Source organism: Streptomyces sp. NPDC054849, from assembly GCF_053610945.1.
The window spans coordinates 44,510-57,127 of sequence record NZ_JBSGZI010000044.1; the positions used below are offsets into that span (position 1 = coordinate 44,510).

Annotated in this window: 14 protein-coding genes; 6 read left to right on the forward strand and 8 right to left on the reverse strand. The window is 72.0% G+C overall.

All coding sequences use genetic code 11. The features are described 5' to 3' along the window. Positions 1-30 precede the first annotated feature (30 nt). The 3 genes from ACWGIF_RS20385 to ACWGIF_RS20395 all read left to right on the forward strand — a co-directional run bounded on the left by ACWGIF_RS20385 (position 31) and on the right by ACWGIF_RS20395 (position 2,329). Complete coding sequence (locus ACWGIF_RS20385; RefSeq protein WP_453499231.1) at positions 31-612, forward strand: TetR/AcrR family transcriptional regulator; 582 nt, start codon at positions 31-33, stop codon at positions 610-612. A gap of 62 nt (positions 613-674) precedes the next feature. After that, on the forward strand, positions 675-1,616 hold the full coding sequence (locus ACWGIF_RS20390) for an endonuclease/exonuclease/phosphatase family protein (RefSeq protein WP_453499233.1): 942 nt from the start codon (positions 675-677) through the stop codon (positions 1,614-1,616). Further along, the gene (locus ACWGIF_RS20395; RefSeq protein ID WP_453499235.1) at positions 1,613-2,329 is read left to right on the forward strand and encodes a carbon-nitrogen hydrolase family protein; all 717 of its coding nucleotides are present in this window, start codon (positions 1,613-1,615) and stop codon (positions 2,327-2,329) included. The genes ACWGIF_RS20390 and ACWGIF_RS20395 overlap by 4 nt, the downstream gene beginning before the upstream one ends. A gap of 8 nt (positions 2,330-2,337) precedes the next feature. On the opposite strand, the gene ACWGIF_RS20400 is transcribed toward ACWGIF_RS20395, so the two are convergent. The 3 genes from ACWGIF_RS20400 to ACWGIF_RS20410 form a co-directional block, all read right to left on the reverse strand. After that, the gene (locus tag ACWGIF_RS20400) at positions 2,338-3,924 is read right to left on the reverse strand and encodes a DUF2142 domain-containing protein (protein ID WP_453499237.1); all 1,587 of its coding nucleotides are present in this window, start codon (positions 3,922-3,924) and stop codon (positions 2,338-2,340) included. A gap of 13 nt (positions 3,925-3,937) precedes the next feature. After that, positions 3,938-5,668, reverse strand: coding sequence for a hypothetical protein (locus ACWGIF_RS20405; protein WP_453499239.1), 1,731 nt, complete (start codon positions 5,666-5,668; stop codon positions 3,938-3,940). 209 nt (positions 5,669-5,877) lie between these two features. After that, entirely contained in the window at positions 5,878-6,213 is a 336-nt protein-coding gene (locus ACWGIF_RS20410) for a winged helix-turn-helix transcriptional regulator (RefSeq protein WP_453499241.1), read from the reverse strand. A 97-nt stretch (positions 6,214-6,310) separates the two neighbouring features. Here ACWGIF_RS20410 and ACWGIF_RS20415 point away from each other — a divergent pair, with 97 nt between their 5' ends. Next, entirely contained in the window at positions 6,311-7,198 is an 888-nt protein-coding gene (locus tag ACWGIF_RS20415; RefSeq protein ID WP_453499243.1) for an NAD(P)-dependent oxidoreductase, read from the forward strand. Between the two features lie 18 nt (positions 7,199-7,216). On the opposite strand, the gene ACWGIF_RS20420 is transcribed toward ACWGIF_RS20415, so the two are convergent. The 3 genes from ACWGIF_RS20420 to ACWGIF_RS20430 all read right to left on the reverse strand — a co-directional run bounded on the left by ACWGIF_RS20420 (position 7,217) and on the right by ACWGIF_RS20430 (position 9,590). After that, the gene (locus ACWGIF_RS20420) at positions 7,217-8,017 is read right to left on the reverse strand and encodes an EI24 domain-containing protein (RefSeq protein ID WP_453499245.1); all 801 of its coding nucleotides are present in this window, start codon (positions 8,015-8,017) and stop codon (positions 7,217-7,219) included. Positions 8,018-8,079: 62 nt separating this feature from the next. Continuing rightward, a complete protein-coding gene (locus ACWGIF_RS20425) occupies positions 8,080-8,502 on the reverse strand; it encodes an organic hydroperoxide resistance protein (RefSeq protein WP_327413801.1) in 423 nt (140 codons plus the stop codon). Between the two features lie 65 nt (positions 8,503-8,567). Next, the gene (locus tag ACWGIF_RS20430) at positions 8,568-9,590 is read right to left on the reverse strand and encodes an NADP-dependent oxidoreductase (protein WP_453499248.1); all 1,023 of its coding nucleotides are present in this window, start codon (positions 9,588-9,590) and stop codon (positions 8,568-8,570) included. Between the two features lie 95 nt (positions 9,591-9,685). Here ACWGIF_RS20430 and ACWGIF_RS20435 point away from each other — a divergent pair, with 95 nt between their 5' ends. After that, positions 9,686-10,111 (forward strand): MarR family winged helix-turn-helix transcriptional regulator, encoded by a 426-nt coding sequence (locus tag ACWGIF_RS20435; protein ID WP_453499250.1) that lies wholly within the window; start codon positions 9,686-9,688, stop codon positions 10,109-10,111. Positions 10,112-10,168: 57 nt separating this feature from the next. Here ACWGIF_RS20435 and ACWGIF_RS20440 read toward each other — a convergent pair whose 3' ends face one another. After that, entirely contained in the window at positions 10,169-10,897 is a 729-nt protein-coding gene (locus ACWGIF_RS20440) for an SCO2400 family protein (protein WP_453499252.1), read from the reverse strand. 77 nt (positions 10,898-10,974) lie between these two features. Between ACWGIF_RS20440 and ACWGIF_RS20445 the strand changes: the two genes are divergently transcribed. Further along, positions 10,975-11,583, forward strand: a complete 609-nt coding sequence (locus ACWGIF_RS20445) for a hypothetical protein (protein WP_453499254.1) — start codon at positions 10,975-10,977, stop codon at positions 11,581-11,583. A 26-nt stretch (positions 11,584-11,609) separates the two neighbouring features. On the opposite strand, the gene ACWGIF_RS20450 is transcribed toward ACWGIF_RS20445, so the two are convergent. Further along, positions 11,610-12,320, reverse strand: coding sequence for an esterase/lipase family protein (locus ACWGIF_RS20450; protein ID WP_453499256.1), 711 nt, complete (start codon positions 12,318-12,320; stop codon positions 11,610-11,612). Between the last annotated feature and the right edge of the window lie 298 nt (positions 12,321-12,618).

The window sequence follows — 12,618 nt, forward strand, 5'->3', positions numbered from 1 at the left end:
GCGGGAGTGAAAGGGAAGGGGTGCCGGGCGATGGTCAGGGCGAGGAGCGAGGAGCGCCGCGGGGAGATCGTCCGCGCGGCCGTCGAGGTGATCGCGGAGCGCGGCTACCGCGGTGCGTCCCTGAGCACGGTCGCCGAGCGCGTGGGCCTGACCCAGCAGGGGCTGTTGCACTACTTCCCGACCAAGGAGGCCCTGCTGGTCGCCGTGCTGGAGGAGCGCGACCGCTGGGACACCGGCGGCGGCTCGCGCGCCTCGGCCGGCGCCTGGCGGCTGGACCTGCTGGCCTCGCTGGTGGACTACAACGCCATGCGGCCGGGCATCGTGCAGACCTTCTCGGCGCTGCTGGGCGAGAGCGTCACCGACGGACACCCGGCGCGGGAGTTCTTCACCGAGCGCTACGCACAGGTCCGCTCGGAGATGGCGGCGGTGCTGCGCGCCGAGTTCGGCGACCGCCTCCCCTCGGGCCTGACCCCGGAACAGGCGGCCCCCCTGCTGACGGCGGTCATGGACGGCCTGCAGTATCAGTGGCTGCTGGCCCCGGAATCGGTGGACATGCCGGCCGCCTTCCGCTCCTTCCTGACGCTCCTGCGGGGCCCGGGGGCCCCCGGCTGACCCCGTCGGCCCGCCGGATACCTTGATCATCGACAAGGTCCGACGAGAGGGGTGGGTCCTCCATGGGAATGTCCGGATGGGCGAAGACGACCGCCGGGGCGCTGACCGCACTGCTGCTCGCCGCCGGCCCGGGGACGCCGTCGGCCGTCGCCGCCGGAGCGGGAGACCTCCAGGTCATGTCCTGGAACATGTGCGGCTCGCAGCGTTCCACCTGGCATTGCGGGGGCACCGGCACGCCGCAGGACAAGATCGACGTGGTCAGGCACCACGTCCAGAACGACTCCGTCCAGGTCGCACTGCTCCAGGAGGTGTGCGAGGACGACCTCACCGCACTCATGGGCCAGTTGGGCCCGGGCTGGAACAAGAGCTTCGCCCCGTACCGGTGGTCGCAGGGAGCCGCCGGCAAGTGGAACAGCCGCTGCGGCGAGGACGACGGGCGGGCCGACCGCATCGGAACCGCGATCGTGGTCAAGGGCCCGATGGCGGAGGCGCGGGAGTACCCGGTGACGCAGCCGTACGTCGGCCAGCAGAGCCCCTTCCAGTGCGCGACGGCGGTCTCCTGGAGCGTGCGGGTGTGCGCTGTCCACGCGGCGCGCCTGGGCAGCAACCCGGACCACCCGGACTGGGACTACCGGGACGACCAGTTCGCGGAGATCAAGGCCATCGTGGACACCTTCCCCCGGACGGTCTTCGGGGGCGACTTCAACGCGCTGTCCCCTGACGCCGCGAACACCAGGGACGCCTGGGTGTGGCCGGCAGGGCTCTACTCCACCGGCCGCGGCCTCGACGCCGCCGGCTACCAGGAGTGCGACCAGGAGCAGACGGACTCACCGCGCACCGGCCGGGCCACGCACTCCTTCGGCGGGAAGATCGACTACCTCTTCAGCAGCGAGACCCGGCGCTGGTGCACGGTGACCGACACGGCCTTCTCCGACCACCACGTCGTGATCGAGTCGGTGACCGTCTCACCGGCCCCGGGCCGCCCCACCCCGCCGAGCACGTGAGGATCGCCGCAGCGCAGATGACCTGCGTTCCCGCCGATGTCCCCGCCAACGCCGCGCGGGCCGCCGCCCTCACGGCCGTGGCCCGCGAGGAGGGCGCCGAGCTGGTCGTCTTCCCCGAGTTCACGCTCACCGGGTACGAGCCGGCCGCGCTGGCCGCCGATCCGGGTCTGTGGACGGCCGCCGACGACCCCCGCCTGGATCCGCTGCGCTCCGCCGGGATCGCCACCGTGGTCAGCGTCGCCCTGCCCACCGGCGGCCCGCGGCCGGCCATCGCGACGCTGGTGTACGGCGCGGACGGCGCGCACATGACGACGTATGAGAAGCAGCACCTCTTCCGGCACGAGCAGGAGGTCTTCCAGCCCGGCGAGGGCGACGGTCGCTTCGCGCTCGGGGGGATCCGCTTCTCGCTGGGCATCTGCTACGACAACCACTTCCCCGACCTGCCGGGCCGGGGAGCGGCCGACGGCTGCCGGGTCCACCTGGCGAGCTCCCTGTACGGGACGGGCGACGGGATCCGCGAACGCGCCACCGTGTACCCGGGGATCGCCCGGGAGCACGGCTTGTACGTGGTCCTCGCCAACCACGTCGGCCCGGCGGGCCCGTGGACCGGCTGCGGCCGCGCGGCCGTGTGGGCGCCGGGCGGCGCCCTGCTGGCCGAGGCGGACGACCGTACGCCGTCCGTGGTGACCGCCGAAGTCGCCCCCGCCGTCTGACCGGTACGTCAGGCGGGCTCGGGCACCCGCGAGTGGCGGCCCGAACGCGGGGTGCCGAGGTCCGGGAGCTGCGGCGCGGCGGTCGTGCGGTCCGAGGCGAGGGCGGGCACCACGACGGTGAGGGCCGCCACCGCGTACACGCCGGTCCAGAGCACCCAGCCGCCGGGCGGGGCCCAGTGCGCATGCGTCGCCACCCACGAACCGCCGGTGCCGACGGTGAACCGGCGCAGCGTCCAGTAGAACGCCGCCACGTCGGCCAGCGCGAGGCCTGCGACGCAGAAGCCGGCCAGCCGGCGCCAGGGAAGGCCTCGCTCGGGGGCGCGCGTGGCGCAGATCAGCACCGCCATCAGCGGCAGGCCGACGGCGAAGGGCAGCAGGTAACGGCCCTGCCACACCATGCCGATCCGCTCCGCCTGCGAGGCCTGCGCGGCCACCGGCACCATCACGACGGCCACGAGCATGCCGAGCACGGCCACGACGTCGCGCTTGCGGCCGTAGACCAGCGCCAGCGCCACGAGCGTCGCGAGCACCGCCGTCCACACCAGATACATGAGGGCCGGGCCGGGGGTGTCCAGCCATCCGAAGAACCCGAGCATCTGCTTGATGTACACCTCGGTGTTGCCGAGGGTCTTCTTCGCGGCCAAGCCCGAGGTGAGCGAGTCGGGGATGTCGATCTTCGAGTTGTCCGGATGCCTCGCCGCCCAGAGCAGCGCACCGGCCGTCGCCACGCCCAGGAGGGCCGTCCAGAGCCACAGTGCCTTGCGGCGCACCACCGATCCCAGCACTCCGCGCCGCTGCGTCAGCAACAGGCAGAAGACGACCGCCCCGCCGAACCAGATCAGTCCGAGCGGCCGGATGTTGATCAGTACCAGACCGCCGACGCCGAGCCGGGCGAGCCGGCGGTTCAGCAGCACCGGGTCGGGCGACAGCACGATCGACAGCAGGGCCGTCCACACCAGGATCCCGGCGGCGATCTCGCCGCCGCTGGGGTTGACCATGCCGGACATGTACAGCGTCATCGGCGTGGCCGCGGCGAGCACGCCGAGCATCGCCAGCGAGCGGCGGCGCCATTCGGCGGCCGTGACCACCGCGCTGGCCAGCAGGGCCGAGCAGAGCAGCGCCGACATGAAGCGCATGAGGTACAGCCCCTTGGGGCCCTCGGCCAGCAGGCTCGGCCAGCCGGTCACCAGGTAGTAGGCCGGGTGGTAGCGGCCGGCCGCCGTGGTGGTCTGCACGGTCTTCTCGGAGGTGCCGAGCGACGGCGCACAGGACGCGGGCTTCGACTCCCGCCACGAGTAGCACTCGTGCACCGTGGGCAGGTTGCGGTACCACTCCGGAAGCTGCACCCCGGTCTCGGCGAACTGCCCCTCGATGCCCGCCACCGTGTGCGGGACCATCACCTGGGGTCCGCCGATCTGTCCCCGGGCGACGGCTGCGGCACGGATGAAGTGCGCGTGTTCGTCGGGGGAGCTGCCAAGGGGGCTGGCGGCGGACCAGGAGCCCGTGAGCGCGAAGAACAGCGCGAACGCGATCAGCCAGAGCCGTTTGGGTGTTCTGGCCGACCAGTCGGCCAGCCGCGTCAGTGCGGAGATCATCGGTTCCCCCGGGTCATCGGATGAAGCTCAGCCAGCTCTGGTCGCCGTCCTTGGAGCAGGTGCCGCCGGGCGCGTACTTCGGGCAGCTCCCGTCCCGCTCGGTGATGGTGTGCGACACCCAGGGCAGGATCCGGTAGGTGTTCTCCTTGGCCGGCATGTAGCGGTCGGCCATCGAGGAGGAGACCGTTCCGAGGAGCAGCAGCAGGGCGCACAGCGCTCCGATCACCGCACCCTCGCGACCGGGGAAGCCGGTGCTCGCCGTACCCCCTGAGGCGCCGGAGCCGGCCCCGGCTCCGGACCGGGTTTCGGAACCGGGCTGGGTTTCGGAGCCGGGCGGGGCCTCGGACCGGCGCGCGGCCATCCGCTGGGAGACCAGGTGGACGACCAGGGCGCACAGCAGCAGCCCGCAGTAGAGCAGCTGGTTGTTCGTGCGGGTGTAGAGCTGGACGGTCTGCGTCTCGTACATGTGGGAGGCGATGTACATGCGCATCACCCACGCACTGATGAACATCGCGGCGATGGTGACGACCATCGGCTTGCGCAGGCCCAGCCAGATCGCGGCACCGAGGCAGACGAAGGTGACCAGGGCGAACAGCCCGACCCCGCCGTACTCGCCGGGCGGCGGCCATTCGCCGACCTTGCCGGGCATGTCCGTGCGCCACATGAGGTAGTACGCCGGGTCGGTGAAGTTGTCGAACCGGAAGTTGTAGTCCTTGGTGGTCTGGCCCTCGGTCAGCATGACCACGAGGTAGCGCCCGGCGACCACGAGGAAGGCCGCCAGGGAGGCACCGAGGAAGGCCGCGCCCTTGAGGCGGCCGAGCCGGCCGGCCCGCCACGGGAAGTACAGCAGGGCGGCGAACAGCACACCCGCCGCGCTCCACAGGAACCAGCCCGAGTAGGTAAGGAACAGCACGCCGAGCAGCGCTCCGAAGCCGGCGCCCTTGAGGAGGAGCGGCCGCCAGCCCTGCGATCCGCTGCGGCTCAGCGACACCACCAGCGCCACCAGGACCGGCACCAGCACCACGAGCACCGTCTGGCTGTACGGCTTGTACGCGTCGATCAGCGCGAAGGCCGGGGCCACGCCGAAGGCGAGGGCCCGGACCGGGCCGAGCAGCATGCGCCAGCAGAGGTAGACCAGGGGGCCGAAGGCGGCGGCGCCGAGGATCTGGAGGTCCTTGAAGGCGTACGCGGTGTTGCCGCCGCGGAACCACTCGGCGTAGTAGCCGAGCGTGTAGAGGGGGGCCGGCGGGTAGACCGGGGAGCCCGAAGGGCGGCCGTTGGCCACCGCGTGGGCCCACTCGACGATGCGGCCGCTGTCGCCGTTGAGCCCGAACATCGGCCAGGGCGTGCCGTGGAGCGCGACGACCGCGCCGGCGGCGACGAAGCCGCTGGCGAGACCTGCGAGGGCGGCGGCGGCGAACCGGGCGGCCAGGTCGAAGTGCCGGCCCTTGCGCAGCCGCACGGCCAGCGCCACCGCGGCGATGAACAGAAGTCCGACGAGCGCGAACCGCAGCTGGATCGCGGCGAGGCCGCTGACCTGCGCGATCCGGTTCAGGGGGTTGAGCTCGAAGCCGCGGGCCAGCAGCGGAAGCACGAGCGCCGCGGCGAAGGCGACGAGGGCTTCGAGGAGCAGGAGCGTGCCGCGGGAACCGAGCCCGCGTCGGCTCGCCGGTATCGGGCGGGCGGGCGCGGCCGGTCCGCCCGGGGGCAGCACGGCCACCGTGCCCTCGGTACTGACTGTCACTGCTGTGTCCCTACTGCTGGTCGGTCCTCGGCCCGGCGGCCGGTCGTGGCTCGGCAAGCCGCTGCCCGGCTCCCGGCCCGGCCGAAGCTCCGGGCCAGGGCGAACTCAAGGGCGGTGAGAGACAGCCTTGGCACTTGCTCCCGTGCATACTACGGGCCCGCCCGGGGTAGGCGGGGGCCGGTAACCGATCACCGTTCGGCAACGCGGGGCTAGGCGGAATCCGCGAGCAGGTGCTTCGCACCCCACTCCCCCAGGGCCTCCAGGGCCGCGTTGAGCTCCCGGCCCAGCGGCGTCAGGGAGTACTCGACGCGCGGCGGAACCTCGTCGTACACCTCGCGGTGCACGATGCCGTCGGTCTCCAGCTCGCGCAGCTGGGCGGCGAGCACCTTCTCGGAGACACCGGGGACGAGCCTGCGCAGTTCACCGAAGCGGCGCGGGCACTGCTCCAGCTCCCACAGGAGCGATACCTTCCACTTGCCGTCGATCACGGACATCGCCGCGGCGATCCCGCAGTGATCCGCACCGGGCCTTCGTGTCACCGCCATCGCGCACCCCTCCCCACCTGCTTGCTCACCTTGGGGTAACCACCCACTCCAAGGTGCGTACTTGAGCGTCTCCCGGCCTGCCACCAGGCTAAACGCCATGACCGACAACGCACCGAAGAACTCGCTCACCCTGCTCGGACTCGGCGACATGGGCACCGCCCTGGCCCGCACCTGGCTCGCCGCCGGGCACTCCCCGACCGTCTGGAACCGCACCGCCGCCAAGGCCGGGGCGCTGGCCGCCGAAGGGGCCCTCGTCGCGGCGAGCCCGGCCGAGGCCGTCGCCGCGAACGGACTGGTCGTGGTCTGCCTGCTGGACGACGCCACCGTCGGCTCCGCCCTGGACGGCATCGACCTGACCGGCAAGGACCTGGTCAACCTCACCACCGGCACTCCGGCCGAGGGACGCGCACGCGCCGCCTGGGCCGAGGAGCGCGGCGCCCGGTTCGTGGACGGCGGGATCATGGCCACCCCGACGATGATCGGCGTCCCGGAGGCCGGGGGCTACGTCTTCTACAGCGGCTCGCGCGCACTCTTCGACACCCACCGGGCGACGCTGGAGGTGCCGGCCGGGGCCCGCTTCGTCGGCGAGGACCCCGGTCACGCGGCCCTGCACGACGTGGCGCTGCTCAGCGCGATGTACGGGATGTTCGCCGGCATCTCGCACGCCTACGCGCTGATCGAGGGCGAGGACATCGCCCCGAAGGACCTGGCCCCGCTGCTGTCCGAGTGGCTCGGCGCGATGGGCTTCTTCGTCGGCAACGCGGCCGAGCGGCTGACCACGCGGGACTTCACCACCGGGGTGGTGTCCAACCTGGCGATGCAGACCGCGGCCACCGGCACCCTGCTGCGCACGGCCGAGCAGCAGGGGGTCAGCGCCGAGCTGATCGCCCCGTACCTGGACCTGATGCACCGCCGGCTGGCCGCCGATCCGGCCGCCCACGGCGGTGAGGACACGGCGGGGGCGATCACGCTGCTGAAGCGGTAGGACGGTCGGGGAGCGGCGTTACGAGTACGCCGGCGGGGGCGGTCCGAAGCCTGCGGGGGTGGTTTCGGCGGCCGGAGCCTCGTCGGTCCGCATGAGGTCGCGCGCCATCAGCGTGGCCCCGGCCACGGCGCCCGGCATCAGGAGCACCGCGACCAGCGGCACCAGGAACGCGAGCACCAGCGGCACTCCGAAGCCCAGCACCAGCATCCGCCGCGACCGCAGCAGCGCCAGCCGGTCGGGGAGGTCCACCTTGCGCCGCTGCAGGGCCACGGCGGTGAGTTCCTGGGTGAGGAAGTACCCGGAGACGCAGAACCCGAGCACCGGGACGACGGTCTGCCCGATCACCGGGATGAAACCGAGGGCGAAGAGCACGATCCCGTACAGCAGGACCCGGCCGAGCACCTTCACGCTGTCGCGGGCCGAGATCCACAGCTCCAGCCAGAGCGGGAGCCCCGACTCGGGGACCTCGCCGCCCTCGGTGCGGTCGACCTGCTCCGAGAGGGACTCGTAGAAGGGCTGGCCGATCAGCAGGGTAACGGCGGTGAAGGTGATCACCGCGAGGAAGAGCCCCAGGCTGAAGAGCAGCGCGGTCAGGAAGCCTCGGAAGATGGCGAGCCACGGGGAGGACCAGCCGTCGGCGAAGGGGGTGGCCCAGGCGGTCAGGTCGTCGGCGCCGTAGCCGAGGCCGATCAGCGCGCCGACGTAGAGGATGAACGACACGAGCCCGGGCAGCAGCCCGAAACCGAACCACCGGCCGTGTCCGAACACCCATCGCTGTCCGGCCAGCAGATACCGGAAGCCCCCCGCAAGATCATGCATGGGGCCAGTTTACGGCGAAGGCCGCACCCGTCGGGGTGCGGCCTTCGCTGAGCTGCGCCGGATCAGACGGCGAGCTCGACGGTGATGTTGCCGCGGGTGGCCTTGGAGTACGGGCAGACCTCGTGGGCCTTCTCGATGAGGTCCTTGGCGGTGGCGGCGTCCACGTTCGGGATCACGGCGGAGATCTTGACGATCAGACCGAAGCCCTCGTCGTTCTTGCCGATGCCGACCTCGGCGGTGACCGTGGAGCCGGAGATGTCGGCGTTCACGTTCTTGGCGACGACGCCCAGGGCGCCCTGGAAGCAGGCGCTGTAGCCGGCGGCGAACAGCTGCTCCGGGTTGGTACCGGCGCCGCTGCCACCGAGCTCCTTCGGCGGGTTCACGACGACGTCGAGCTGACCGTCGTGGGTGGCGACGCGGCCGTCACGGCCGTTCTCGGCGGTGGCCACAGCGGTGTACGCGACGTCGGACTGCTGGATGGACATGAAGAATGATCCTCCTGGTAATCGCCGCGACTCGCGCCCACGGTCACGACGGTTGTGGAGTGAGCCTAACCGGTGAAAGAAACGATCATCTTTCCGGTGTTCTCGCCGCGGAGCATGCCGAGGAAGGCCGAGGTGGCGTTCTCGACGCCCTCGACGACCGTCTCGTCGTAGCGCAGCTCACCGGAACGCAGCCATCCGGCGACGTCCTGGACGAACTGCTGCTGCAGTCCGGCGTGGTCGTTGACGAGGATGCCCTGCAGCCGCAGGCGCTTGCCGATGACCTGCATCAGGTTGCGCGGGCCGGGGGCGGCCTCGGTGTCGTTGTAGTGGGCGATCGCGCCGCACAGGGTGGCCCGGCCGTTCACGTTCATGGAGGAGATGGCGGCCTCCAGGTGGTCCCCGCCGACGTTGTCGAAGTAGACGTCGATGCCCTCGGGGGCCGAGTCCCTCAGCTGCACGCCGACGGGGCCGTTCTTGTAGTTGAAGGCGGCGTCGAAGCCGTACTTCTCCGTGAGGAGCGTCACCTTCTCGTCCGAGCCGGCGGAGCCGATCACCCGGGACGCGCCCTTGATCTTGGCGAACTGGCCCACGAGGCCGCCGACCGCACCCGCGGCGCCGGAGACGAAGACGGCGTCGCCCTCCTTGAAGGAGGCGACCTCGAAGAGCCCGGCGTAGGCGGTCAGGCCCGGCATGCCGAGGACGCCGAGGTAGGCGGAGAGCGGGGCGAGCGCGGCGTCCACCTTGGTGGCGTGCGCGGCGTCGAGCTCCGCGTACTCACGCCAGCCCAGGCCGTGCAGGACGTGGTCGCCGACGGTGAAGCCCTCGGCGTTGGAGGCGACGACCTCGCCGACCGCTCCGCCGTCCATGGGCCGGTCCAGCTGGAAGGGCGGGATGTACGACTTCACGTCGTTCATCCGGCCGCGCATGTACGGGTCCACGGACATGTGCAGGTTGCGCACGAGGATCCGGCCGGCGGCCGGCTCGGCGGACACGGGCACCTCGCGCAGGGCGAAGTCCTCGGCGACGGGCCAGCCCTGCGGGCGGCGGACGAGGTGCCACTCGCGGCTGACGGCGGGGATCTCAGACATGCGGCGCTCCTGGTAAGGACGGAATTGCTTCACTAGGTGAAACAACCATGCGCCTGGATATTTCATGTTGTCAAGTAAATGGGTACGCTGGTTCCATGCCCAGTCGTCGCGTAGACCCAGTGACCGTCGAGGTCGTCGAACTCATCGGCGACGTCGTGACCCGGTACCACCTGGAGTACGAGCACGCGGCCGCCAGCCATCAGCTGACCGGCGCCCAGGCCAAGGTGCTGAATCTGCTCTCGCTGGAGCCCATGCCGATGCGCCGCATCGCGCAGAAGCTGCGGTGCGAGCCCTCGAACGTGACCGGGATCGTCGACCGGCTGGAGCGGGGAGGGCTGGTCGAGCGCCGCCCGGACCCCGCCGACCGGCGGGTCAAGCTGGCCGCCCCCACCGAGGAGGGTCTCCAGACGGCGGAGCGGCTGCGCGAGTCGCTGGACTTCGCGCGCGAACCGCTGGCCGGGCTGTCCCCGGCGGAGCGGGCGGTGCTGCGGGACCTGCTCAAGCGGATGCTGGGAGGCTAGGGCGTACGTCGCGGATCGTGTCGGCCCGTCACGCTCCGAAAGACACGCAAGCCCTGGTCAGTCGCCCCAGCACAGCATGCCCAGGAAGCCGCAGTCCTTGGTCGGTGTGGGCGTGGGGGCGGGCTTCGTCGGGGACGGGGGCTGCGACGTCGGCGCATCGCCCGAGACGCTCTCCGAGGGCTGCCCCGTCGCGCCCTGTACGGATTTCCCCGGGCCGGGGGTGCCGGACACCGGCCCCGAGGTCGCGGGTGCGGGGGCGGAGGGTGTCAGCCCCGGCTGCGCGACGCCCCCGGTCGGCGCCCCGGGCCCGGCCTTCTTCGTCCCTGGGGCGGCCTTCGCCGTGGCCTTGCCGGACCCCGTGGGCGCACCGGCCGTCGGCAGATCCGGCAGGGGGGCCGGCTGCTGGGGGCCGTCGTCGGTCAGCACCACCTTGGCGGCCCGGTCGGTGCGGTCCCCGTCGGTGGCCATCCGGGCCACCGCCAGCGAGCCGCCGAGGGCGATCAGCAGCCCGAGCGAGATGGTCAGCACGGTCCGGCGGCGCCGTCGGTGCGTGGCCCGGCGGCGCGCACCGGCCCTCCGCTCACTCGGCGCGGACAGCACGACCAGCGAGTCGGCGAACACGTCGGCCAGCGCGGCCGGCGCCTCGGCGACCGGCACCTCGGCGGCGGGCCCGGGGACGGGCGCGGCAACGGACGCGGCGGGTATCAGGTACTCAGCCGGAGTTCCGCATCCGGCGCACGCGAGTGCGCCGTTGAGATGCCTCCGGCACGCGTGGCAGTAGTTCATGGCGCCCGCAGGCTACGTGGTCTGCGGCAACATCCGTATCCCGAGAACGTAAGGATCCTGTGTGGAATGGTTTCTCCATGACTTCCTTCGGGCCGACCGCCTTCCAGTTGGTGCTCTTGCGGCGGATGGCGGACTTCCAGCCCGAGCTCGCCGACGAGGCCCGCCGCCGGCTGGGCGCCTCGCTCGCGGACCAGCGGGAGGCCAACAAGCACTGGCAGGCGATGGTCCGCTCGCCCCGCTCCCGCGGCGCGCTGGCCCGGTACCGCTCGGTGCTCGGCCCGCCGGATTCCGCCGAGCGCCGCACGATCGGCGATCTGGAGTGCGAGGCACTGCTGTGGCCGCTGCCGCTCTGGCCGGACCTGCGCTTCGAGGTGCTCGCCGCGCCGGGCGGGGTGGTGTGGAACGAGTGGCTCGTACGGGCCCCGGGCGCGCGGGGGCCCGTACTGGCGTCGCCGGACGATCTGCGGCCCTGGTCGGCGACGGTGGACGAGGTGGCGCGGGCCTTCGCCCCCGTACGGCCGATGGAGGGCACCGCGCCGACCCGCTGGCGCCTCGCCTTCGCCGCGCAGGGGCGGCCCTGCGTCGCGGAGTTCACGTACGGCCTGCTCCAGCGGGTCGCCGTCGCCGGCACGGGGGACTCCGCCGGCACGGGGGACTCCGCCGGGCGCGGGGCGGTCGGAGGTTAGGGGGGACGGGAAGCAGGAGTCGGGCGTCAGGAGGCGAGGAAGGCGCGCACCCCCGCCGAGGTCCCGTCGTCTCCGAGCAGGTCGTTGTGCTCGAGGCAGCCGACGGGCGTGTTGGCCGCCCCCGTCAGCGGCACGCTGTCGTCCGGGTTGACGACCTCGTCGCAGTCGGACCAGAAGGTCGCGTACCGCACCGGGCCCGGGGTCTCGTCCCCGCTGTTCAGGTTCTTCACCACGTATGAACCGGGGGTCATGTCCCGGCACGCCTGGTCCCACAGGGCGCAGGCCCATGCGGTGGAGGTGCCCCGGTTGGGCCCGGCCAGGGAGACCCAGTGGCCGACGGTGGCCGCGCCGCCGCCGAATTTCACGTACCAGCGGCTCACCAGCGAGCCGAAGGAGTGCGAGACGACGTCGACCTTGGCTGCGCCGGTCTCCCGGCGGACCTGGTCGACGTAGGCGCCGAGCCGTCCGGCGAGGACCTCGTTGACGGACCGGTGGGTGTCGTAGCCGAAGGAGTGGAGCTCGGAGTCGGCGTACCCGGCGGCCCGCAGGTCCGCGCGCAGGGCTCCCCATACGCCCGGATCGGCGTTGTAACCGTGGACGAAGACCACCGGATTGCGGGCTGACACCTGGTCGGAGGACCCGGCCGGGCCCCGGTCGGCGGCGTGGGCCGCCAAAGGCGCCGTCAGCGCCAGGCAGAGCGTCAGAAGTACCGGCAGTCCCTGTCGGGCCGTCAGCATCGAGCCCCCTTTACCTTGTTACGCGCGAGTAGCGCGTGCAGTGCGGGCATGGTGCTGCCTGTCGGTACAGAAATCCACCCCCATGCATCCGCGAGGCACCCCCCGGCCGGAGCATCCCAACGGGCGGTCAGCCGCAAATGTCCGAGATGATATGGAATGTGACCGGCACTTCCGCCGGTCCTCTTGCGTCAGTGCTCTCGGGAGGAATCTCAATGACCGTGTCAAGCCGCCGCCGGGGTCGGCGGGGTGGAGGTGAACAGCCTCTTGTCGCGGAGCATGGCCCACAGGACATCGACTC